This window comes from Massilia violaceinigra, from assembly GCF_002752675.1.
GTDB classification, from domain to species: domain Bacteria; phylum Pseudomonadota; class Gammaproteobacteria; order Burkholderiales; family Burkholderiaceae_D; genus Telluria_A; species Telluria_A violaceinigra.
Genome location: NZ_CP024608.1, coordinates 4,461,273 through 4,483,814 on the forward strand (window position 1 = coordinate 4,461,273; position 22,542 = coordinate 4,483,814).

14 protein-coding genes and 2 pseudogenes are annotated in these 22,542 nt (G+C 66.1%); 12 read left to right on the forward strand and 4 right to left on the reverse strand.

What is annotated here, in order from left to right:
* Positions 1-27: 27 nt before the first annotated feature.
* On the forward strand, positions 28-2,118 hold the full coding sequence (locus CR152_RS19680; protein ID WP_229413462.1) for a TonB-dependent receptor: 2,091 nt from the start codon (positions 28-30) through the stop codon (positions 2,116-2,118).
* Positions 2,119-2,225: 107 nt separating this feature from the next.
* On the opposite strand, the gene CR152_RS19685 is transcribed toward CR152_RS19680, so the two are convergent.
* The gene (locus CR152_RS19685; RefSeq protein ID WP_229413463.1) at positions 2,226-3,008 is read right to left on the reverse strand and encodes a ClpB D2-like domain containing protein; all 783 of its coding nucleotides are present in this window, start codon (positions 3,006-3,008) and stop codon (positions 2,226-2,228) included.
* Between CR152_RS19685 and CR152_RS34265 the strand changes: the two genes are divergently transcribed.
* Positions 3,001-3,330, forward strand: coding sequence for a type VI secretion IcmF C-terminal domain-containing protein (locus CR152_RS34265; RefSeq protein WP_229413464.1), 330 nt, complete (start codon positions 3,001-3,003; stop codon positions 3,328-3,330). The two genes, CR152_RS19685 and CR152_RS34265, sit on opposite strands and share 8 nt — an antisense overlap.
* Here the strand turns inward: CR152_RS34265 and CR152_RS19690 are convergent.
* The gene (locus CR152_RS19690; protein WP_157778617.1) at positions 3,272-4,078 is read right to left on the reverse strand and encodes a helix-turn-helix domain-containing protein; all 807 of its coding nucleotides are present in this window, start codon (positions 4,076-4,078) and stop codon (positions 3,272-3,274) included. The genes CR152_RS34265 and CR152_RS19690 overlap by 59 nt on opposite strands.
* Before the next feature lie 416 nt (positions 4,079-4,494).
* Between CR152_RS19690 and CR152_RS19695 the strand changes: the two genes are divergently transcribed.
* The 3 genes from CR152_RS19695 to CR152_RS19705 all read left to right on the forward strand — a co-directional run bounded on the left by CR152_RS19695 (position 4,495) and on the right by CR152_RS19705 (position 13,483).
* A complete protein-coding gene (locus CR152_RS19695) occupies positions 4,495-7,245 on the forward strand; it encodes a winged helix-turn-helix domain-containing protein (protein WP_157778618.1) in 2,751 nt (916 codons plus the stop codon).
* A gap of 4 nt (positions 7,246-7,249) precedes the next feature.
* Positions 7,250-10,003, forward strand: a complete 2,754-nt coding sequence (locus tag CR152_RS19700; protein ID WP_099877459.1) for a winged helix-turn-helix domain-containing protein — start codon at positions 7,250-7,252, stop codon at positions 10,001-10,003.
* 189 nt (positions 10,004-10,192) lie between these two features.
* Positions 10,193-13,483, forward strand: a complete 3,291-nt coding sequence (locus CR152_RS19705) for an amidohydrolase family protein (RefSeq protein WP_099877461.1) — start codon at positions 10,193-10,195, stop codon at positions 13,481-13,483.
* A 58-nt stretch (positions 13,484-13,541) separates the two neighbouring features.
* On the opposite strand, the gene CR152_RS19710 is transcribed toward CR152_RS19705, so the two are convergent.
* On the reverse strand, positions 13,542-13,910 hold the full coding sequence (locus CR152_RS19710) for a hypothetical protein (RefSeq protein ID WP_099877464.1): 369 nt from the start codon (positions 13,908-13,910) through the stop codon (positions 13,542-13,544).
* A 223-nt stretch (positions 13,911-14,133) separates the two neighbouring features.
* Here CR152_RS19710 and CR152_RS19715 point away from each other — a divergent pair, with 223 nt between their 5' ends.
* From CR152_RS19715 to CR152_RS19745, 7 genes and pseudogenes are all read left to right on the forward strand, one after another.
* Positions 14,134-14,364: a hypothetical protein gene (locus CR152_RS19715; RefSeq protein WP_157778619.1), complete on the forward strand. Its 231-nt coding sequence runs from the start codon at positions 14,134-14,136 to the stop codon at positions 14,362-14,364.
* A 142-nt stretch (positions 14,365-14,506) separates the two neighbouring features.
* A complete protein-coding gene (locus CR152_RS19720; protein ID WP_099877469.1) occupies positions 14,507-15,061 on the forward strand; it encodes a (2Fe-2S)-binding protein in 555 nt (184 codons plus the stop codon).
* The gene (locus CR152_RS19725) at positions 15,058-16,095 is read left to right on the forward strand and encodes an FAD binding domain-containing protein (RefSeq protein WP_099877472.1); all 1,038 of its coding nucleotides are present in this window, start codon (positions 15,058-15,060) and stop codon (positions 16,093-16,095) included. Before CR152_RS19720 ends, CR152_RS19725 begins: the two co-directional genes overlap by 4 nt.
* Positions 16,096-16,160: 65 nt before the next feature.
* Positions 16,161-18,374 (forward strand): xanthine dehydrogenase family protein molybdopterin-binding subunit, encoded by a 2,214-nt coding sequence (locus CR152_RS19730; protein ID WP_208640273.1) that lies wholly within the window; start codon positions 16,161-16,163, stop codon positions 18,372-18,374.
* Positions 18,375-18,765: 391 nt separating this feature from the next.
* Positions 18,766-18,885: pseudogene (locus CR152_RS34270) on the forward strand (universal stress protein); the annotation flags it as partial.
* 16 nt (positions 18,886-18,901) lie between these two features.
* Positions 18,902-19,622: pseudogene (gene phbB, locus CR152_RS19740) on the forward strand (acetoacetyl-CoA reductase).
* 242 nt (positions 19,623-19,864) lie between these two features.
* Complete coding sequence (locus tag CR152_RS19745; RefSeq protein ID WP_099877477.1) at positions 19,865-20,308, forward strand: Hsp20/alpha crystallin family protein; 444 nt, start codon at positions 19,865-19,867, stop codon at positions 20,306-20,308.
* 71 nt (positions 20,309-20,379) lie between these two features.
* Here the strand turns inward: CR152_RS19745 and CR152_RS19750 are convergent, their stop codons facing one another.
* Positions 20,380-22,509, reverse strand: coding sequence for a copper-transporting P-type ATPase (locus CR152_RS19750; protein ID WP_099877480.1), 2,130 nt, complete (start codon positions 22,507-22,509; stop codon positions 20,380-20,382).
* Positions 22,510-22,542: the final 33 nt, after the last annotated feature.

Here is a 22,542-nt window from a genome sequence, read left to right on the forward strand (position 1 = left end):
GCTTTCCGTGCCATTCCCATGGCCTGTATGACCATGATCGCCACCGTGGCCCTGCCGGCAATGGCTCAGGCGCCCGTCGAGACCATGAAAGAAATCACCGTCAAGGCCGCTGCCGAAACGGCCGACAGCCTTCCCGCGGCCGCACCCGGCGGCAAAGTCGCCAAGGGCGCCCGTCTCGGCGTGCTCGGCAACGTGAGCGTGATGGACACGCCGTTCAACATCACCGCCTACACGTCCCAAACCATCGCCGACCAGCAAGCCCAGACCATCGGCGCCGTGCTCAAGAACGACCCGTCGGTACGCACCACCACCAACGAAGGCCATCTCGTCGAGAACTTTAATATCCGTGGTTTTGGCGTGAGTTCGGGATCGATGGCGATCAATGGCGCTTACGGCCTGGCCCCTGAGCAAAACACTCCGACCGACATGTTCGAGCGCGTCGAAGTGCTCAAGGGTCCCGGCGCGATGATGATGGGCCTGCCGCCGGCGGGCGACGTGGGCGGCGCGGTCAATCTGGTGCCCAAGCGCGCCGGCGCCACCCCGCTGACCCGCGTGACGACCTCTGTTGCGACCAAATCGAACGTCGGCGTGCACGCCGATGTGGCGCGCCGCTTTGGCGCTGACCAGAGCCTGGGCGTACGCGTCAACGGTGTGCTGTCCGGCGGCAAAACCTGGCTGGACCACCAGACCAAGCGGCGCGAGATCGGCCACGTGGCCGTCGACTACCAGGGCAAGGGCTGGAACGTGGAGATGGACGCCTACTCGCTGACCAACAAGGTGCGCAAGGGCGCGCCGATGCAGCCTGTCCTCACCGGCTGGACCCGCGTGCCGAAGGCGCCGCACGGCTCCACCAACTTCTTCTATGGCGAAGATGTGTACGGCAACACCGAAACCCAGGGCCTGATCGTGCGCGGCCAGGTCGAGCTGGGTGCCGGCTGGAGCGCCTTCGCCTCGGCCGGCACGGCCAAGCATTCGTATGACGGCTTCATCTTCGGCACCCGTCCGGTGCTGCCGGTGTCGGGCGGCGACAGCGGCAAGGCGACCGGCACGGCCTACAATTCGTGGGGCGAGTACGAAACCAGCACCTTTGAAACGGGCGTGCGCGGCCAGTTTGCCACCGGCGCCATCGCGCACAAGGTCACCGTGGCGGCCAATGTGATGAATTACGAGGGCGGCAGCCGCGGCAACGGCACCTTGGCCATTAACAGCAACATCTACAACCCGACCCCGATCATCATGCCGGCCGGGAAAGATGCGTCGACCTACAGCCAGTTCAACGACGACGTGATGACCGCCGTCAGCGTGGCCGATTCGATGTGGTTTGCCGACGGCAAGCTGCAGGTCACCATCGGCGCGCGCGCGCAAAAGGTGCACCAGAAGCTGAGCAACTACGAAGAAACCGCCGTCACGCCGCTCGCTGGCGTGGTGGTCAAACCGTGGGGCGAGAACGTCTCGCTGTATGCCAACTACGTGGAAGGGCTGAGCGCCGGCACCACCGTCAAGGCGCCGTACGCGAACGAAGGCGAAACGTTCAAACCGTACAAGTCCAAGCAGGCCGAAGTCGGCGTGAAATGGGCGATGAATACGCTGACGCAGACCTTGAGCCTGTTCCAGATCAGCAAACCGGCGCTGATCGAGTCGAACAACCGCATGACGACCGACGGCGAGCAGCGAAACCGTGGCGTGGAGTGGAATGTCTTCGGCAAGGCCGGCAAGGACATCACCCTGCTCGGTGGCATGGCATACACCAAGGCCGAGCAGACCAAGACCGCCAAGGGCCTCAATCAAGGCAAGGCGCAGTTCGGTATTCCGCGCCTGACGGCCAACATCGGCGTCGATTACGCGATTGCCGCCGTGCCGGGGTTGGAACTGAGCTCGCGCGTGAACTACACCGGTTCGCAGTGGCTGTCGCAGGACAATGCCCTGAAGCTCGATTCGTGGACGACCCTGGACCTGGGCGCGCGTTACGCGACGCGCTTTGGCGCGATGCCGGTGGTGTTGCGTGCCTACGTGACCAACGTGGCCGACAAGGAGTACTTTGAAAGCGCGTGGGGAGCAGGGCGTGTGAACGTGGGTGCGCCGCGCGCCGTGCGTTTGTCGGCGGCGTTCGATTTCTGATAGCTTATGCTGGCGCTGCGCCCTGTTGCTGCCTGGTAGGCGGCAACAGGGTGTGAGCGAATAATCAGGCCCGCCATGCAGCGGGCTTTTTTATCTGTTATTTATCTTCAGTCGAAAGGGTCGGCACCATGGAAGCGAAAATCGAGTTTGTCAAAAACTGGTCGGATGACGACATGTCGCAATTGACAATATCGATCTCCGATGGCGCGTCCCGATTTTCTCATGAGGTTTATGTCGGCCATGAGCAGCTGCGCAATGCCGTGCGCGGACTGGATGTATTCAAGGACGACGTTGACGGCGGCATGTATGACCTGCGTTTCGGTGCCTTCGGCCCTGACTTTGCCGCTGGCGCGTTTCATGCGCGCTTTCAGTTCGATCAACAGGCAGACCTGCTCATTACGGTGCATGCTCAATCGCGGTTCGTTGAGTTCCCCATCAATCAAGTGGCAAGTGAGGTAACGCTTTACCTCACGGCGCTGCCCAGCCAGCTCGACGATTTTGTCCGCGCCTTGCGCGCCGTGAGCGACGGGCATGCCGATAGCGCTACCCTCGACGCAGCCGGGCCATATTTTTGACACGAATTCCTGAATGTACACGAACTCCCCGTGCGCGACCCCGACCTCGATGTCGGCCATTGCGCCGCCTTCCATCGTCCTGGTAAGGAACTGTCGGCTGATATCGGGCAGCATCGAATTGGTCAGGATTGCGTCGATCATCCGGCCGCCCGACTCGCTCTCGGTACAACGCAGCGTCACCAGCTCGACCACCGCATCGCTGTACCCGAATCGAATCCCGTAACGCTGCTCGACCCGCGCCTTAATGCGGTCCAGTTGCAGGCGGATGATCTGCTCCAGCATGGCCGGTGCCAGCGGATAGGCGGGAATGCTCACCAATCTGGCCAGCCATGTCGATACGGGGGCCGCCGGGGCAACCGCCGCGGCGCGTTTCCAGGTGCCTGGCGGCAAAGGCAGCGAGCAAGTGCAGCGGCTGCCCGGGTCCGCCGCCAGCGCAGCCTTGCATACCGAGGGGGCCTGGGCCGGGCTGCACATGCTCGACCTGGGGCGCCCGCACGAAAACGCGCAAGCCGACCGCTTTGCGCTCAGTGTCGACGTCGACGGGGTGGCCCTCAGATATGAACAGAAGGCCAGCAGTGTCAACAACCCGTTTCAGCGCGAGATTGCCGAGGCCAGCCGCTGCCTGACCCGCTTGTGAGGTAGTCGCCGCACTGCCGCGGGCTGCGCCCGCTGGTGTGGCGCAAGGCATAGCCCTGGCGGTAAATGCTGACCAGGCCCAGCGCGCAACCGCTCAGTTGTTCGAGCTTGAGGCGCAGCTCGAAGATGCCGACGCGAATATTGCTGCGCGTGTCGGCCTTGCCCTGCGTCTGGAAGAATTCGGACAGTTCGCCGAACGAGACCACGCCGCCCGTGCGGCTGAGAAACAGATCGACCAGCATGAATTCGGCGCGGCTCAGGCGGATGGTGCGGTCCTGGTAAGCCACCGAGAGCGACGCGGCGTGCAGCGTCAGCGATGGCGCGGACGGGAATGCCGCTCGCGGCTGGACCGCGTCGAGCGTGCCCTGGTACAGCGTTTGCATACGGCGCAGCAGCAGCGATGCGCGGCGCAGCAGGTCGGTCGGGCTGACCGGCGCGAATACCCAGTCGGCCGCCAGTACCAGGCTGTCGGTGGCGCTGGGCGGAGGCTGATTGGCGTCGACCGCCAGGATCAGGGGCGCGGGACAGAGGCGCTGGCCGGCCAGGCCGCGCGCCATGCGCTGGGCCGGGGCGATGGCGTCGAGCAGATGGTATTCGCGGCTGTCGACCAGCAGGATATTGGCCAGGCTGGCGTCGCACAGGAAGTCGGCACTGCCGCCGTGCACATTGAGCACCGAGACGTCGAGTTCGGTGAAGGCGAGCAGTTCATTGCAAGCGCCAGCGGAGCGAAACTCACGAATGTTTGCCATGCAGCTTTCATGCAATTGCTTTCCGCCAACATAAATATGTGCGCGCATAGATTATCCTTATGATTGTTTTTGATACGGCGGCAGTCTCTTGGCCGCTGGGCCGGTCGCGACAGGCGCCCGTGAGTACATCAAAGCATGAAGTGCCGCACTGGCTACCTATCGAAAGTTAGGTTCGCTTTCCCTCTCGCCACCCAACTAAATTCCTTACGAAAACTTGTATATCCGGCACGAACTATTCTGGCGAGCAATTGTGCATGCCGTGCAGGCCGGTGCGGTGAAAAAGTAACAATTCACTCTTTTCGTTAGATGCTTTTCGGTTAATATGTAATGCAATTGTCACAAATCTAACCATCATGGTTCACGATTTGGCGGTGGCATATGCAGCCGCCAGTTCTGTGTTTTCGCTCGCCCGTCCCATGCAAAACGAATCGAAATTTCATCCGCCGGCATTGCCGGCCCGGTTTTTCCCCGTTCCGCGCCTGCATGAGCGCATCGCGGCGGTGGCGGCCGCCCGCATCGTGTGCCTGACCGCCCCGGCCGGTTTCGGCAAGAGCACGACCATGGCGCAGCAGCTGGCCGCGCTGGCAGCGCGCGCGGTGGGCACCTGCTGGATCAATCTCGACGAAGCCGACAACGATGTCGAGTGCTTCCTGGACCACATGACGGCCGCACTGGCCGCCGCGCACGCCCCGGCGGCCAGCGCCACGGCGCACGCCACGGGCCGCGCGCAACTGCTGGCCATGTGCAACCGCCTGGCGCACCAGAGCTGCGACGTGGCGCTGTTTTTCGACGACTACCATGTCATCACCAACCCGGCCGTGCACGAGCTGATGGACTGGGTGCTGGCGGTCAGCCCGGTCCAGCTGACCCTGTATATCGGATCGCGCAGCCGGATTCCCCTGAAACTGAGCCGCCTGCGCCTGTGCGGCGGCGTGGCCGACCTTGGCGCGGCCGACTTGAGCCTGACGCGCGACGAAGCGTGCGCCTTCATGGGCGTGGTGGGGGCGGGCGCGCTCGATGCCGCTCACGGCGGCGTGCTGTACGAACGCACCGAAGGCTGGGCGGCGGGGCTGCAGCTGGCCGCCATCGCGCTGCAAAACGCCAGCGACCGCGAACGCTTCATCCGCGATTTTTCGGGCAGCGCGCACGATATTGCGTCGTATCTGATGAACGCGGTGCTGGCGCGCCTGCCGCCCCACGTCGACCAGTTCATGTCGCGCACGGCCTTGTTCGACCGTTTTTCGAGCAGCTTGTGCCAGGATGCGCTGGCGCTGCGCGACGCGCCGGAACTGATCGACTGGATCGGCGCGCATAACCTGTTTTTGATTCCGCTCGACCGGCGCGGCCAGTGGTTTCGCTATCACCATCTGCTGAGCGACCACCTGCGCAAGCGCTACCTGGACACGGACGCTGGCGCGGCGCGCGCCGACTACCGCGCCGCCAGCCATTGGTGCGAGCGCGCCGGCGCCAACGATGAAGCGATCCGCTATGCCCTGGCCGGCGACGACAGCACGCGCGCGATCGACCTGATCGCGGGCTGTGTCGATGAACTTATCCGTGGCCGCGCCGGTTTCGACACCCTGCTGCGCTGGATGTCGGCGGTCCCCTACCGGTTGCTGACCCAGCGCGTGCAGCTGCGCCTGACCTTCATCCGCTCGAGCATCTGGAACAACCGCTTCGAGCAGGCCGAAAATGCGCTGGCCGAGCTGGAATACGACCTGGGGAGCGGCCCTCCCGTGCCCGGTGCCGCCGCCGCCCTGTGCAGCATGGAGATGCTGTGGTGCCTGCTGTATGCATTCCAGGACAAGACCGCGCTGGCGGCCAGCCGCAGCCGCGCGTGGCTGGTCCGCTGGGGGCCGTCGGCGCCGCCGTCCGATATCGCGCGTGCGCATATTGCGATCGGCTACAGCGCCTTCGTGGCGCACGATTACGCCGTCGCAGAACAGTCTTACCAGAGCGCCGAGACCTTTTATGCCGCCGCCGATTTCTATTCCGGCGTGGTGTGGACCGAGCGTTTCATCAGCATCATCCGGCTCGAACAGGGCCAGGCGCGCGAGGCCGAGCGGGTACTGGCGGCCCTGTACCTGACCAACCGCGCCCGGCTCGGCGCCGATTCGATGGTGGCCTCGCACACCGGCGTGCATCTGGCGCAGGCGGCCTATGAACTGAACAAGATCGATGCGGCCGACGCGGCGCTCGACAGCGCGCTGACGATTCCGACCGATCCGGTCCTGGCGGCGGACGGGGAGGGCAGCGCGCTTCCCAGCGGCTTCGGACTGCTGGAAGACTACATGGCCGCCTACCTGACCCGCGCGCGCCTGCTGTGCGTGCAGGGCCAGGCCGGCGCCGCCGACGCGGTGCTGTCGAATGGCGTGGCCGGCGCCCTGCAGTGCAAGCAGCTGCGCCTGGCGCGCATCCTGATGGCCGAGCGCATCCGGCTGGCGCTGCTGCGCGAGGACGTGGCGCTGGCGGCCAGCCACGAAAGCGCGCTCGATGCCGTCGATGCGGTGGCCGGACCGGCTGTCCACGGCCGTGGCGAGGCCGAGGAAGTCGCGGTCGGCATCGCGCGCATCCGGCTGCGCCTGGCGCAGGGTGCCACCGATGCCGATGCCATCGCCGCCCGGCTCCAGGAACTGATCGCTCGCGCGCGTGTCCAAGGGCGCATGCGCATGCTGGTCAAGCTCCTGTGCCTGCAGGCGCGCTACCACGGCGGACGGGCCGAACCCGAAGAAGCGGGAGCGGCGATCCATGAGGCGCTGCTGATCGGCGACGAGGGTGGCTTGTGCCGCTCGATCGCCGACGAGGCTCCCCACGTGCGCGCCTTGATCGCCAGTCACGGCGCGTGGCAGTCGCAGTCGCACCGGCGCGATGCGCGCCTGGTGACGCCGGACTACCTGGCGCAGGTGCTGGCTGCTTGCGGCACGGCGGCCGACGCCGCGGCGGACGAGGCGGCGCCGGCCGCGGCGCCGGAGGCCCACGCCCTGTCGCCGCGCGAGGTGCAGGTGCTCAGACTGGCCGAACGCGGGCTGGCCAACCGCGAGCTGGCCGCGCAGCTGTTCGTCTCGGAAGGGACGGTCAAGTGGCATCTGCATAATATCTTCGCCAAGCTGGCGGTGCGCAACCGCAGCAGCGCCGTCGCGCGCGCACGCAGCCTGAACCTGCTGTGACCAGATGGCCACACCCGATCCAGCCTTGACGATGGCGCGCGCGCCGCGTCCGGAAGGACGCTTCATCGAAACCAAGTTCCGCCGGCCGTCGGTGGCGGGCGAACTGGTGGCGCTGGCGCGGCTCGACCGCGCGCTTGCGGCGGCCCTGGAGCGGCGCGTGGTGTGCCTGAGCGCGCCGGCCGGTTTCGGCAAGACCACCTCGCTGCTGAAACTGGCCCGCGCGCTCGACGCCGACGGCTGCGCCACCTGCTGGGTGAACCTGGATCCGGAAGATAACGAGACGGCGCGCTTCTTGCAGTATGTGATCGAAGCGGCCCAGCGCGCGCTGCCCGGCATCGGCGAGTATCGGCTGGCCGACGTGTGCGAGGCCAATGTCGACGCGCTCAAGGCGATTCTGCGCTCGGTGTGCGGGGACCTGGCCGCGCGCGCCACGCCGCTGGCGCTGTTCCTCGACGATTATCACCTGATCGACAATCCGGCCATCCACGCGGTGCTGGCGTGGCTGCTGAGCGTGAGCCCGGACTGCCTGCGCGTGCTGATCGCCAGCCGCTACCGGCTGCCGTCCACCATGGACGACCTGCGCCGCCAGGAGGTGCTGGCCGACATCGGTACCGCCGAACTGAGTCTGACCCTGGACGAAACGGCGTGCTTCCTGCACGCCGCGCAGCTGCCGGCGCTTAACGCCGACCAGGTGCGCACCTTGTGCGAGCGCACGGAGGGCTGGGCCGCCGGCTTGCAGCTGGTGGCGATGGCCCTGCAGGCCGACGGCCGCGGCGCCGCCTTCATCGATGAATTTTCCGGCGCCGACTGCGATGTCAGCGCCTATCTGCTCGAAGCGGTGCTGTCGCAGGTGCCGCCGACCGTCATGCGCTTTCTGAGCCTGACAGCCTTGTTCGACCGCTTTTCGCTGGCGCTGTGCAGCGAGGCGCTGGGGCAGCACGACGCCGGCGCGACGATGGCGTGGATCCGCGCCCACAACCTGTTTTTGATTGCGCTCGACGACGGCGGGCAGTGGTTTCGCTACCATCATCTGTTGTCCGACTATCTGCGCGGCGCCACCGCCGCCGGCGCGCCCGACCAGGTGTGCCTGGCCAACCGCGCGGCCAGCGCCTGGTTCGCGCGCGAAGGGCTGCGCGACGAGGCGATCCGCTGCGCTTTCCAGAGCGGCGACGTGAATCTGGCGGCGGACCTGATCGAGCGCTGCGTCGAGGATGTCACGCAGCGCCGCGGCGAGCACGATCAGGTGATCCGCTGGTATCAGCGCCTGCCGGAGGAGACGCTGTTCGACCGCATCACGCTGCGCCTGTCGTATGTGCGCTCGGTGATGTGGAGCGGGCGCCTGCGCGAAGCGCAAAGCGCGCTGCTGGCGATCGAGTCGGACCTGGCGCTGCGCTATGCGGTCAGCGTCTACGACGGCAAGGACGCGATCGATGCCGCCATCCTGGGCGACCTGCAAATCTGCTGGTATATGTTTCATGTGTTTAGCAACCGGGTCGAGCGCGTACGCGAAAGCAAACGGACCTGGGGCGCGCAATGGGAAAGCACCGGCAATCCGATCGACATCGCGCGCGTCAAGCTGGCGGCGGCGTGCTTCGCCTTCATCGAACACGATTATCGCGAGGCCGTGGCGCTGGGCGAGAGCGCGCAGGTGTTTTACGAGCGCTGCGACTATTATGCGGGCGTGGCCGGCTGCCGCCGCATGCGCTACGTGATCGCGCTCGAACGCGGCCAGGCGTACGAGGCCGAACGGGGCCTGGCCGCCCTGTACGAGGAAAACTGCCGCGAGCTGGGGCGCTATTCGATCATTGCCGCCAACACCGGCATTCAACTGGCCGATGCCGCGTACGAGCGCGGCCAGGTCGACCTTGCGCGCAAGGTGCTGGCCAGCGCCTTCGGCATGTCGTCCAAGTACGGCCTGGTGACCAATTTTATCGCTGCCTTTTTGACCTCGTCGCGCGTGCTGCGCTTCGATCAGCAGGGCGAGGCCGCCGATGCCTGCCTGTCGGAGGGCCTGGCGCTCGGCCGCGAGCGCAGCCTGCCGCGCCTGACCGTGGCCTTGCAGGCAGAGCGCGTGCGCGGCTACCTGCAGCAGGGCCGCATCGACGACGCGCTCAAGGTCGGGCGCAGCGCCGGGATCGATCTGGCGCAGCCGGGCGAGGCGGGCGCGCCGGCGCGTTCGTCCGAGCTGGTGCTGATCGAACTGCGCCTGCGCCTGGCCACCGGACGCCTGCAGGGGCTGGGCCTGGCGATCGACGACTTGCTGGTGCAGACGCGCAAACAGCAGCGCGTGCGCCTGACGGTGCGCCTGCTGGCGCTGAAAAGCGTGCTGCTGCAGCAGACCGGCAGGATGGACGACGCCTGCGCCGTGCTCGACACGGCGGTCGGACTTGCCGGCGCCGGCGGCTTGTGCCGTTCGATCGTGGATGAGGGACCGGAAGTACGGGCGGTGCTGGAGGAGCTGCGCCGGCGCACGCCGCTGGCGGCGCAGGATGGCCTGAGCAGCCTGCTCAGCGCGTGCAATTTCGCCGTGGCCAGCACGCGCGCCTTCGGGGCCGCACTCGGCGCGGCGGTGATCAGCGCGCGCGAGGTCGAGATCTTGAAACTGGTGCAATGCGGCCTGGATAACCGGCGCGTGGCCGTTCAGATGGGCATCTCGGAAGGGACGGTCAAATGGTATTTGAGCAATATCTATCAGAAGCTGCAAGTCGGCAGCCGCACGGCCGCGATTGCGCGGGCGCGCGAACTGCGTCTGATCTGACCGTTCCCGACCTTGCGCGCGCGCCCGGCGCGCATGCGATAGCGGCACCTTGTCGCATCCGTGCGTCTTTACACAGTGCCGGGGCGCGCGAAGGTTTGCCGGGCGAGTCTTCCTCATCGTAGAATCGGTTGCTTCCAGGCAGCGGCCAAGCGCGCCGCCGCACCGTTAACCCATTTCACTCAGAGCCGCATGCACCCAATCCGCGCAACCGTCCTGGCCGCCATCCTGGCCTCCTTCGCCTCAGGCGCCAGCGCCGATGACGACGCCGACAAGAAAAGGTGGGACGTCAACAATCCCCCTGGCGCGGCCAGTAACGTCAAGATCGATACCGCCAGCGGCACCTGGATGAGCGTCGACGTCAGCCCCGACGGCAAGCACATCGTGTTCGACCTGCTCGGCGACCTGTACCTGTTGCCGGTTGCGGGCGGTGAAGCGAAAGCGCTGACCCATTCGGTGGCCTGGGAAATGCAGGCGCGCTTTTCGCCGGACGGCAAGCAGCTGGCCTACATGTCGGACGCGGCCGGCGGCGACAATATCTGGATCATGAATGTCGACGGCAGCGGCGCGCGCGAAGTGAGCAAGGAGAAATTTCGCCTGTTGAACAACCCGGTGTGGCATCCGAACGGCAAGTTCATCGCCGCGCGCAAGCATTATTCCGGCACGCGCTCGCTCGGGTCCGGCGAAATCTGGATGTTCCATACCCAAGGCGGCGGGGTGCAGCTCAATGAAAAGCCGAACTGGCAGAAGGACCTGGGCGAGCCCGCGTTTTCGCCGGATGGACGCTACGTCTACTACTCGCAGGACACGACCGCCGGCACGGTGTTCGAGTACAACAAGAATTCCAACGCGCAGATCTACCAGATCTTCCGGCGCGACCTGAAAGAAGAAAAAACCAAGCCCTTTGTCAGCGGACCGGGCGGCGCCGTGCGGCCGACCCCGTCGCCGGACGGCAAATACCTGGCCTTCGTGCGCCGGGTGCGCAATCAATCGACCCTGTTCCTGAAGGACCTTGCCAGCGGCATCGAAACACCGGTCTGGGATGGGCTGGAACGTGACCTGCAGGAAGCCTGGGCCATCCACGGCGTGTATCCGGCGATTAGCTGGATGCCGGGCAGTAAGGAGATCGTGGTCTGGGCCAAGGGCAAGATCTGGCGCGTCGATCCGTTTGCGAAGTCGGCCAAGGAAATTCCATTCCACGTCAAGGATACGCGCGAGGTGCGCGAGGCGCTGCGCTTTGCCCATGCCGTCGCACCGGACCAGTTCGACGTGCGCCAGCTGCGCTGGGTCAACGTGGCGCCGCAGGGCAATAAAGTCGTCTACTCCGCGCTCGGTCATCTGTATGTGCGCGACTTGCCCAACGGCGAACCGCGGCGCCTGACGCGCCAGGGCGACCACTTTGAATATTTTCCCAAATTTTCGCGCGACGGCCAGCGCATCGTCTTTGCCACCTGGGACGACGAGAAGCTGGGCTCGATCCGCACCCTCGACCTAAAAAGCGGCAAGGAAACCACCCTGACCACGGCGCCCGGCAAATACCTGGAGCCGGCGTTCTCGCCCGACGGCAAGGACGTGGTCTACGTCAAGAGCCAGGGCCGCTTCCTGCTCAGTCCGTGGCATGGGCTCGACACGGGCGTCTACAAGGTTGCCAGCGATGGCAAGGGCAAACCGGCGCTCGTGACCGACGATGGCCGCGCGCCGCAGTACGCCGCCGACGGCAACCATGTGTACGTCACGCGCACGGCCAGCACGGGCGAAGTCGATGCGATGACCTCGCTGGTGCGCATCCGCCTCGACAAGTACGAAGAGCATGCCATCGCCAAGGGCGAGTTCGTGACCAATTTCAGCCTGTCGCCGGACGGGGCCTGGCTCGCTTACGGCGAGCGTTTCCACACCTGGGTAGCGCCGCTGCCGCTGGCCGGGAAGGTCATCACCATCGGCGAAAAGACCGAAGCCTTGCCGGTGCGCCAGCTCGACGCCGATGCCGGCGACTACTTGCACTGGTCGGGCGACAGCAGCGCGCTGCATTATTCGCTGGGCGAGCAGCTGTTCACGCGCGAGCTCAAACACGCCTTTGCACCGAGCGACCCGGACGCCAAGAAGGAAAAGCTGCGCATGACCGCGCTGGCGGCCCAGCCTGGCGTGAAAATCGGCTTTCGCGCGCCTTCAAGCTCGCCGCGCGCCACCGTCGTCATCGATGGCGCCCGCATCGTGACGATGAAGGGCGACGAAGTCATCGAGAACGGCCGGATCGTCATCCGCGACAAGCGCATCGCCGCGATCGGCAAGGCGGCCGACGTTGCCGTGCCGCCTGGTGCAACCCGCATCGACGCCACCGGCAAAAGCATCATCCCGGGGCTGGTCGACGCGCACTGGCACGGCGCGATGGGCGAGGATGGTATCGTGCCGCAGCAAAGCTGGGTCGACTACGCCGGCCTGGCCTTAGGCGTGACCACCGTGCACGATCCATCCAACGACACCGGCACCATCTTTACCCACAGCGAGCTGCAGCGCAGCGGGCAGATCGTGGCGCCGCGCATCTATTCGACCGGCACGATCCTGTACGGCGCCAAGGGCAATTTTAGCGCGCCCGTCGACAGCCTGGACGATGCGCTGACGCATGTGCGCCGCCTGAAGGAGGGTGGGGCGATCAGCGTCAAGAGCTACAACCAGCCGCGCCGCGAGCAGCGCCAGCAAATCCTGGAGGCGGCGCGCCAGACGGGCATGATGGTGGTGCCCGAAGGCGGCTCGCTGTTCCAGCACAATATGACGATGGTGGTGGACGGCCACACCGGCGTCGAGCACTCGCTGCCGGTGGAGAACGCCTATGACGACGTCAAGCAGCTGTGGTCGCAGACCAAGGTGGGCTATACGCCGACGCTGGTGGTGTCCTACGGCGGCCTCGATGGCGAGCATTACTGGTATGCGCGCACCGATGTGTGGCGCCATCCGATCCTGTCGCGCTACGTGCCGCGCGCGGTGCTGGAACCGCGCAGCATCCGGCGCGAGACGGCGCCGGAAGAAGACTTCAATGTGCACCGCGTGGCGCGCACGGCCACGGCCTTGCAGCGGGTGGGCGTAGCGGTCAACATCGGCGCGCACGGCCAGCGCGAAGGATTGGGCGCGCACTGGGAGATGTGGTCGCTTGTCAACGGCGGCATGACCCCGCTCGAAGCGATCCGCGCCGCCACCCTCAACGGCGCGCGGTACCTGGGACTGGACAAGGATGTCGGATCGCTCGAAGTCGGCAAGCTGGCCGACCTGGCGATCATCGACGGCGATGTGGTAAAGGATATCCGGACCTCGGACCGGCTGACGCACGTGATGATCGGCGGCCGCGTGTACGAGACGGCGACGATGAACGAGGTCGGCGCCACCCCGAAAGCGCGCAAGCCCTTCTTTTTTGAAGGCGTGGACGGCGCCAGCGCACCGGTGGAAACGATCAGCCACAGCCACGGCGACGGCCGGGACGCTCGCCACTGATACGAGGATTCTGTCCCGACTTGCCGTTTTGATGCACTGACTTGACGCACCGCCTGCGCTATCGTCCCTCGCGCTCCGCCTGCGAGGCATAGCCGGACGTGGAACCGCCGTACGGCGCCGCCTCCAGGTCGCCGATCCAGGGAATACACGCATTCGAGAGGCAGCGGTGCCCATCCGCCCCGATCTGCTGGGGCTTGAGGAGCTCCTTGTGAACCTGGGATATCGCTGTTCTCAACAGCACTTCAGCCAGGACCGGCGTTGCCTGCTGCTCATCCGTGCTCCCTGCCAAGGTGAACGAAAACGACATCCGCGCCGGCGCATCCGTTGCCCTGATTTCCACCACCCCCAACCCGGCCCCATCAAACTCCACCGCTCCAACCGCTCTGCCAATTCGCTGAGATACGAAGTGGCGTTCATAGCGTTCCATCGCGCCTCCCCGGTTACTAAAAGTAGGCAATTTATCACTGCGTCATCAAGGACGCCAACACAGTTCAGCAACAGTCTTTTGATCAACAGAACCAATGCTGTCAAGAAAATTGTTATACATTTTCCATTTGGAAATTCATCAATAGCAAAGCACTATTTGTGAACGCGATAAATCTCGGTTATTGTAAAAAAGGGTGGTGAAACCCGACCAGAAAGGCTGACAATTGAATGCTCCCGATCGCCGCCAATGCGATAACAGCGGCTTGTCCTTACTGGTCGACCTTGGCGTCACCTACGACCGCACTCTCAGCCGCCAAGTGGCGCTTGCCTACTTCCGCGCGTCGGAAGTTCCCGTTGCCGTGGCAGAGCGCGTGCTCCTGGGCGCGGCGACGCGCCGCCTCACCGACTGGGAGCAGTTCCATTTCAACAACAGCGTCAAGGGAAACTGCGGCTGAACCAGCCGCGCGGCTCTCCCAGAAATGTGACCGATACGACACAAAAATTATTGACCGTAATTTACGAACGTTCGTTCGCTAACAGATAAAACAGTGCATTCTGGATAAAGTTAACTCCCGCACAAGCTGAGTTGACTATCCCATGGACGCACACACCAACGCCGCGCGCACGCCCGCCGCCGCTACCTATCCCATCAGTATTCGCATCAACGGAGAACAGCGGCAATTCGAGGTGGAAGCCTGGGTCACCCTGCTTGACCTGCTGCGCGAGCGCCTGAGCATGACCGGCACCAAGAAGGGCTGCGACCACGGGCAGTGTGGCGCCTGCACCGTGCTCGTCGGCGGCAAGCGCATCAATTCCTGCCTGACCCTGGCGGTCATGCAAAACGGCAAGGACATTGTCACGGTGGAGGGCTTGGCCGATGGCGACCGGCTTCATCCGCTGCAACAGGCCTTCATCGATCACGATGCGTTCCAGTGCGGCTACTGCACGCCCGGCCAGCTGTGTTCGGCCATCGGCCTGATGAAGGAAGGTGAAGCGCGCACGGTGGCCGAAGTGCGCGAACTGATGAGCGGCAACGTCTGCCGCTGCGGCGCCTATCCTCAGATCGTCGCCGCCGTCACGCAGGTGATGGGCCTGGCCGAACACAAGGACAATCCGGACCGCCCTTATATTCCCGGCACGGTGCCCGCATGAACCCGGTCACTTTCCACGCGCCGCAGGCCAGTGCCGAGGCGCTGCGCCTGGCTGCCGGCGGGGCCGCCGCCCTCATCGCCGGCGGCACCAACCTGATCGACCTGATGAAAGAGGGCGTCATGCGCCCCGCAGCGCTGGTCGATATCAGCAACCTGCCGCTCGATGGCATCGACGCGACGGCACAAGGCGGCCTGCTGCTCGGCGCCACCGCGCGCAACGCCGACACCGCCTACCATCCGCTGGTGCGCAGCCGCTACCCGCTGCTGTCGGCGGCGATTCTGGCCGGCGCCTCGCCCCAGATCCGCAACATGGCCACCGATGGCGGCAACCTGCTGCAACGCACGCGCTGCCACTATTTTTACGATATCGCCGTGCCCTGCAACAAGCGCGCTCCGGGCAGCGGCTGCTCCGCCATCGGCGGCCTGACGCGCCAGCACGCCATTCTGGGCGCGAGCGAGCATTGCATCGCGACCCATCCGTCGGACATGTGCGTGGCGCTGGCGGCGCTGAGCGCGGTGGTCCACGTCAGCTCGCAGCAGGGCGAACGGCGCATCGACTTTGCCGATTTCCACCGCCTGCCCGGCGCCAATCCCGAGCGCGACAACACGCTGCTGCCCGGTGAGCTGATCAACGCCATCGAACTGCCGCCGGCCGGACAGTTCGCGGCCCATTCGGCCTACCTCAAGTTCCGCGACCGCGCGTCGTACGCCTTTGCACTGGTATCCGTCGCCGCCGCCCTCGACATCGGCCCGGACGGCGCGGTGCGCGCCGCGCGCGTGGCCCTGGGCAGCGTGGCCCACAAACCGTGGCGCGTGCCGGCCGCCGAGGATCTGCTGGTCGGCCAGCAGGCCGGCAGCACCGCCTTCGAGGCTTGCGCCGACCTGCTGCTGGCGGGCGCGCGTGGCCAGGGACAAAACGATTTCAAGATTCCGATGGCGCGCCGCGCCGTGGTGCGCGCGCTCGAACAGGCCGCCGCCGGCACCATCGACAACATGCATGCACCGGCCGACAGCGCCGGCAAGGAGCCACTGTGACCGACCTGATTGAAGCACTGCGCACCCCGGTCGCCGACGAAGGCACCGGCCCTGTCACCATCGGCATGGCCGTCTCGCGCGTCGACGGCCGCGACAAGGTCACCGGACAGGCACGCTACGCCGCCGAACACTCGGCCGAGGCCTTGCTGTACGGCGTGGTCGTCAGCGGCACCATCACCAAGGGGCGCATCGCCTCCATCGATGCCGGCAAGGCGCTCGCCGTCCCCGGCGTGATCGAGGTGATCACCCACGAGAACCGCCCGCGCCTGCGCTCCTTCGACCTGTTTTACAAGGACATGACGGCACCCGGCGGCTCGCCTTTTCGCCCGCTGTACGACGACAAGATCCACAGCAGCGGCCAGCCGGTCGCGCTGGTGGTGGCCGAGACGTTCGAGGCGGCCCGTTACGCGGCCTCGCTGGTCGAGATTGCGTACGAGACCGAAGCGCACGAAACCTGCCTGCTCGATCACGTCGAACGCAGCCACAAGCCGAGCCGCCTGAAAGCCGGCTACACGCCGCCGCCCGAACCGAAGGGCTTCGCCGATGAGGTCTGGGACAAGGCGCTGGTGAGGATGGAAGGCGAGTATTACAGCGGCGTCGAACATCACAACCCGCTCGAAATGTTCGCCTCCACCGTGGTGCGCGGGGCGGATGGCCATCTGACCATCTACGACAAGACCCAGAGCTCGCAGAACAGCCGCTGGTATGTGTCGCACGTGTTCGGCCTGTCCAAGAACAAGGTCACGGTGCGCAATCCGTACGTGGGCGGCGCCTTCGGTTCCGGCCTGCGCCCGCAGTACCAGCTGGCGCTGGCCGTGATGGCCGCGCTCAAGCTGGAACGCTCGGTGCGGGTGGTGCTCACGCGCCAGCAGATGTTCAGCTTCGGGCACCGTCCCGAAACCATCCAGCGCGTGCGCCTCGGTGCGCGCCCGGACGGCACGCTCACGGCCATCATCCACGAAGCGCTGGCCGAAACGTCGCGCAACGAGGATTACGTGGAAGTGGTGGTCAACTGGTCGGGCCAGCTGTACGCCTGCGAGCATATCCGCCTTGGCTACAAGCTGGTGGCGCTGGACCGCTTCAGCCCCATCGACATGCGCGCGCCGGGCGCGGCGCACGGTGTGCACGCGCTCGAAGTGGCGATGGACGAACTGTCGTACGAACTGAAAATGGATCCGCTGGCGCTGCGCCTGAAAAACTATGCCGACCTCGATCCGACCGAGGGCCTGCCGTATTCGACCAAGGAACTGCGCGCCTGCTACGAGCAGGGCGCGCAGCGCTTCGGCTGGGACCAGCGCCCGGGCGAGGTGCGCTCGATGCGCGAAGGCCACGAGTTGATCGGCTGGGGCATGGCGACCGGTATGTGGGACGCGATGCAAATGTTCGCGCGCGCCAGCGCCGTGCTGCACGCCGACGGCAACCTGGTGGTGAGCAGCGCCGCCACCGACATCGGCACCGGCACCTACACGGCGATGTGCATCATCGCCGCCGACGCCATGGGCATGCCGCTCGAACGGGTGCGCTTCCAGCTGGGCGACTCGACCCTGCCGGTGGCACCGATCGAAGGCGGCTCCTCGCACGTGGCCACGGTCGGTTCGGCGGTGCAGGGCGTGTGCGAGAAGCTGCAAAAGAGCCTGTTCAAGCTGGCCAGGAAGATGCCCGATTCGCCGTTCGCCAAGGCGCGCTTTGAGGATGCGGAATTTGCCGGTGGCGCCCTGCGCCTGCGCGCGCAGCCGGCGCTCGCGGTGCCGCTGGGGGCGATTTTGGCGTTCGATGGCGCCGGGCGGCTCGAAGAAAAATACATGATGCTGCCGAATGTGCTCAAGCAGCAAAATTACATGCGCGCCACGCACTCGGCGGTGTTTGTCGAAGTGCGCGTCGATGAAGCCTTCGGCACGGTGCGCGTGACGCGCGTGGTCAGCGCCATCGCGGCCGGGCGCATCATCAACGCCAAGGCGGCGCGCAGCCAGATCATCGGCGGGGTGGTGTGGGGCATCGGCCAGGCCCTGCACGAAGAAACCCAGTCGGACGACCGTATCGGCCGCTTCATGAACCACAACCTGGGCGAATATCATGTGTCGGTCAACGCCGATATCCACGATATCGACGTCGTGTTCGTGCAGGAGGACGACCGCATCGTCAGCCGCTTGGGCGCCAAGGGCGTGGGCGAAATAGGCCAGGTGGGCGTGGCGGCGGCGGTGTGCAACGCGATCTATCACGCCACCGGGCGCCGCGTGCGCAGTACGCCGATGACGCCCGACAAGGTGATGGCCCCGTAAGCGCAGCGCCGGCGGCGTGCGTCATCGCGCGCGCCGTTTGGTTCGGATGCGCACCTTGATGTTCCTCAAATCCGCGCTTGACCTGCGCCATACAGTGGAAGCGGAGCAGGGCGGAGAAGGGCGCCTTTGCGGTCGGAGGTGCAAGGGGGGAACCATGAGCTACAAAACAATAGTCGTGCACGTCGACGACATACCCAATGCCGGAGCGTGCTACGCGTTCGCGGCCGAGTTGGCACGGGTTGAGCAGGCCCATCTGATCGGTCTGGCCAGCAGCGGCGTATCGCGTTTTTTGCGCGAGACGGTCGCCATGAATTGCGCCGCCCCATCCATCGCGCCTTATCTCGACACCATGCGCGACCGCGCCGCGCGCGCACTCGACCAGTTCGAGCGCGGGGCGCAGTTGCTGGTCATGGGGTGCTACGGCCACTCGCGCCTGCGCGAACTACTGCTCGGCGGCGCCACCCGGACAGTCCTCAAGTCCATGACGCTGCCGGTGCTCATGGCAGCCTGATGCCGGGGGCGACGCCATGCAACGTATCGCCCTCGTTACCGGAGGCACGCGCGGGCTGGGCAGGGCCATTGCGCTTGCGCTGCGCGACGCCGGGTACCGTCCGGCCGTGGTCTACCTGCGCGACACCGACGCTGCGCTCCGCTTCACGGACGTCACCTCCATCCCCGCTTACAAGTGGAACGTCGGAGATTTTCACGCCTGCCGCCTTGGCGTGCTGAAGGTGGCGTACGAGCTGGGGCCGGTCGATATCCTGGTTAACAACGCTGGCGTGATGGCCGACGCCATGCTGCACAAAATGACGCCCGAGCAGTGGTGGAACGTGGTCCAAACCAATCTCGGGTCGATGTTCAACATGGCGCGCCAGGTGGTTGGCGGCATGCGTGAGCGGCGCTTCGGCCGCATTATCAACATCAGCTCGGTCAACGGACGCAAGGGACAGGCGGGCCAGACCAACTACGCCGCCAGCAAGGCGGGCGTGCTCGGCTTTACCAGGGCGCTGGCGCTGGAAAACGCCGCCAGGAATCACGGTCAATGCCATCGCGCCCGGCTACTGCGATACCGCGATGGTCGCCGCCCTGGCGCCCGACACGCTGCGGAGCATCGTTGCCGCAATACCCGTCGGCAAGATGGGAACCCCGGCCGATATCGGCCGCATGGCGGCGTTCCTCGCCTCCGATGACGCCGGGTTCATCACAGGCGCCACCTTCGATATCAACGGTGGGCAATACATGGGCTAGCGTAAGGGTGAGCGCAAGCGCGTGATGCACGCGCGGGATACCACTGCGGGAATCCCCTCTTTGCGCGGGCATAAGTGCGCAGCGCGACAAAGTGGCACGCGTTTGAGCTGGCTCAGATAACGCGACGATTGAGCGTCTATGATCGGATACCTGAAGTGGCGTGGGTGCGGCACAAGGCAGAAGCCTCAGCCGCCGCCGATCCACAATCCCCAATCCGAACAACCCAACTGAAGGAGAACGCGATGGCCAGTCATCTGACCCGTTTCGACCCCGTGGGCCCGATCAGCCGGATGGACCCTTTCCGCAGTTTCGACAGTCTTTTTAACGCCTTCGACCTGATGCGCCCCCTGCGCGCGTTCGACACCGAGCGCATCCGCATGGACGTCAGCGAAACCGACCAGGCCTTCGTAGTCCGGGCCGACATGCCGGGCGTCAAGAAGGAAGACGTCAAGGTCGCCATCGACGGCAACGAAGTCACCATCAGCGCCGATGTCAGCCAGGAGCAGGAGCACGAGGAGGGCAGCAGCGTGTGGCGCGAGCGCTTCCGTGGCCAGCAATACCGCAGCTTCACGCTGCCCCAGCAGGTGGATGAAGAGAAGGCGACCGCCACCTGCCGTGATGGCGTGCTCGAACTGACCCTGCCCAAAAAGCCGGGCAGCGGCGGCAAGCAATTAACCATCCAGTAAATGCCGCTGACGGCACGCGGGCCTGCGGCTCGCCCAGGTCGCCGCACGCCCGTCTTGCACGGTAGATGCTGTCATGCGCGCCGGACACGCAGGCGCAGCGCGTTGACGATCACCGACATTGAGCTCAGGCTCATTGCCAGCGCCGCCACCATGGGCGACAGCAATTGCCCCGTGAACGGATACAGCACGCCGGCCGCCAGCGGAATGCCCAGCGCGTTGTAGAGGAAGGCAAAGGCCAGGTTCTGGCGCATATTGCGCACCGTCTCGACCGACAACTGTCGCGCCCGCGCAATCGCGCGCAGGTCGCCCTTCACCAGCGTTACGTGGGCGCTGTTGATGGCCACATCGGTGCCGCTGCCCATCGCGATGCCGACATCGGCCCTGGCCAGCGCCGGTGCGTCGTTGATGCCGTCGCCCGCCATCGCCACCACCTTGCCCGCTTGCTGCAGGCGTTCCACCAGATCGAGCTTGGTGTCGGGCCGGGCTTCGCCGACGACTTCGCCGATGTCCAATTGATTCGCCACGTGCCTGGCGGTCGTCATGCCGTCGCCGGTGGCCATGATGACGCGCAGGCCGGCATCGCGCAGAGCGCGCATGGCTCCCGGCGTGCCGGCCTTGAGCGGATCGGCCAGTGCCACCAGGCCGGCCAGGCGTCCGTCCAGCGCCAGGAAAACCACGCTGGCGCCTTGCTGGCGCAGCGCTTCGGACTGCGCCGCCAAGCCAAGCCAGTCGACCTGTTCCTGTTCCATCAGCCGCGTGTTGCCAAGCGCCAGACGGCGGCCCGCCACGCTGCCCCGTACGCCGATGCCGCTGGCCGATTCGAACCTCTCGGGCGTGGCCAGTGGCAGGCCACGCCGGCGCGCTTCGCGCACGATCGCCTGGGCCAGCGGATGTTCGCTCCCCTGGTCCAGGCTGGCGGCCAGCCGCAGTACGTCCTGCTCGCTGGTGCCCGGCGCGGCGATCACGCGCTCGAAGGCCGGCTTGCCTTCGGTCAGAGTGCCGGTCTTGTCGACGATCAGGGTATCGACCTTGCGCAGCGCTTCGATGGCGGCCGCGTCGCGGAACAGGATGCCCTGCGTGGCGGCGCGCCCGGTGGCTGCCATCACCGACATCGGCGTGGCCAGCCCCAGCGCGCACGGACAGGCGATGATCAGCACCGCCACCGCATTCAGAAAGCCGTAGGCCCAGCCGGGCTGCGGGCCGAACCATCCCCAGCCGAGCAGGGTGAGCAGGGCGATGGCGGTGACGGCCAGTACGAAATACCCCGCCACCACGTCGGCCAGCCGTTGCAGCGGCGCGCGCGAGCGCTGGGCGCTGGCCACCAGTTCGACGATGCGCGCCAGCACGGTGTGCGCTCCGACCAGCTCGGCCCGCATCACCAGGCTGCCGCTGGTATTGATGGTGGCGCCGATCAGCTTCTCGCCCGGGCGCTTGCTGACCGGGACCGGTTCGCCCGTGAGCATCGATTCGTCGACGGCGCTCTCGCCTTCGAGTACCACGCCGTCGACCGGTACCTTATCGCCGGGACGCACGCGCAAGCGGTCGCCCACCCGCACATCAGCCAATGGCACTTCGTCCACGGCGCCGTCCTCGCGCAGGCGGTGCGCCCTGGCGGGGGCAAGCCCCAGCAGCGCCTTGATCGCCAGCGAGGTCCGGGCCCGTGCGCGCAGTTCGAGCACCTGGCCGAGCAAGGTGAGCGAGACGATGACCGCCGCCGCCTCGAAATACACGCCAGCCATGCCATCGGCCGCCAGCGCTGCCGGAAAAATGCCCGGCGCGACTGTTGCCGCTACGCTGTAGCCGTAGGCGGCCGCCACGCCGGTGCCGATCAGGGTCCACATGTTCGGACTGCGGTTGCGCAGCGAGTCGCGCCAGCGCACGAAGAAGGGGCCGCCGGCCCACAGCACCACCGGCGTGCTCAGGACCAGTTCGATCCAGTGCTGCGGCCATCCGGGCGGCAGCAGCCGGTGCCCGCCCATGGCCACGACCATCAGCAGCACGGTCAGCGGAAGCGACAGCCGGAAGCGCCGCTGCATGGCGTGCAGCTCGGGGTTGTCGTCGTCCAGCGCCGGCATGAGCGGTTCGAGCGCCATGCCGCAGATCGGGCAGGTGCCCGGCCCGCTCCGGCGAATCTGCGGGTGCATCGGGCACGTGTAGACGGCGGCACCGGCGCCGGGAGGAGGGTGGCTGGCGTCGTTCATATGGCAGTCCTGCAAGGCGATCCTGTTTGGATC

Bases quoted from the DNA above. Each gene is read 5' to 3' on its own strand.
- CR152_RS34265 (WP_229413464.1), top strand. From the start codon at position 3,001: ATGCTCACCAATCTGGCCAGCCATGTCGATACGGGGGCCGCCGGGGCA.
- CR152_RS19700 (WP_099877459.1), top strand. From the start codon at position 7,250: ATGGCCACACCCGATCCAGCCTTGACGATGGCGCGCGCGCCGCGTCCG.
- CR152_RS19745 (WP_099877477.1), top strand. From the start codon at position 19,865: ATGGCCAGTCATCTGACCCGTTTCGACCCCGTGGGCCCGATCAGCCGG.
- CR152_RS19750 (WP_099877480.1), bottom strand. From the start codon at position 22,509: ATGAACGACGCCAGCCACCCTCCTCCCGGCGCCGGTGCCGCCGTCTAC.
- CR152_RS19720 (WP_099877469.1), top strand. From the start codon at position 14,507: ATGGACGCACACACCAACGCCGCGCGCACGCCCGCCGCCGCTACCTAT.
- CR152_RS19695 (WP_157778618.1), top strand. From the start codon at position 4,495: ATGCAAAACGAATCGAAATTTCATCCGCCGGCATTGCCGGCCCGGTTT.
- CR152_RS19680 (WP_229413462.1), top strand. From the start codon at position 28: ATGACCATGATCGCCACCGTGGCCCTGCCGGCAATGGCTCAGGCGCCC.
- CR152_RS19725 (WP_099877472.1), top strand. From the start codon at position 15,058: ATGAACCCGGTCACTTTCCACGCGCCGCAGGCCAGTGCCGAGGCGCTG.
- CR152_RS19710 (WP_099877464.1), bottom strand. From the start codon at position 13,910: ATGGAACGCTATGAACGCCACTTCGTATCTCAGCGAATTGGCAGAGCG.
- CR152_RS19690 (WP_157778617.1), bottom strand. From the start codon at position 4,078: ATGGCAAACATTCGTGAGTTTCGCTCCGCTGGCGCTTGCAATGAACTG.
- CR152_RS19705 (WP_099877461.1), top strand. From the start codon at position 10,193: ATGCACCCAATCCGCGCAACCGTCCTGGCCGCCATCCTGGCCTCCTTC.
- CR152_RS19730 (WP_208640273.1), top strand. From the start codon at position 16,161: ATGGCCGTCTCGCGCGTCGACGGCCGCGACAAGGTCACCGGACAGGCA.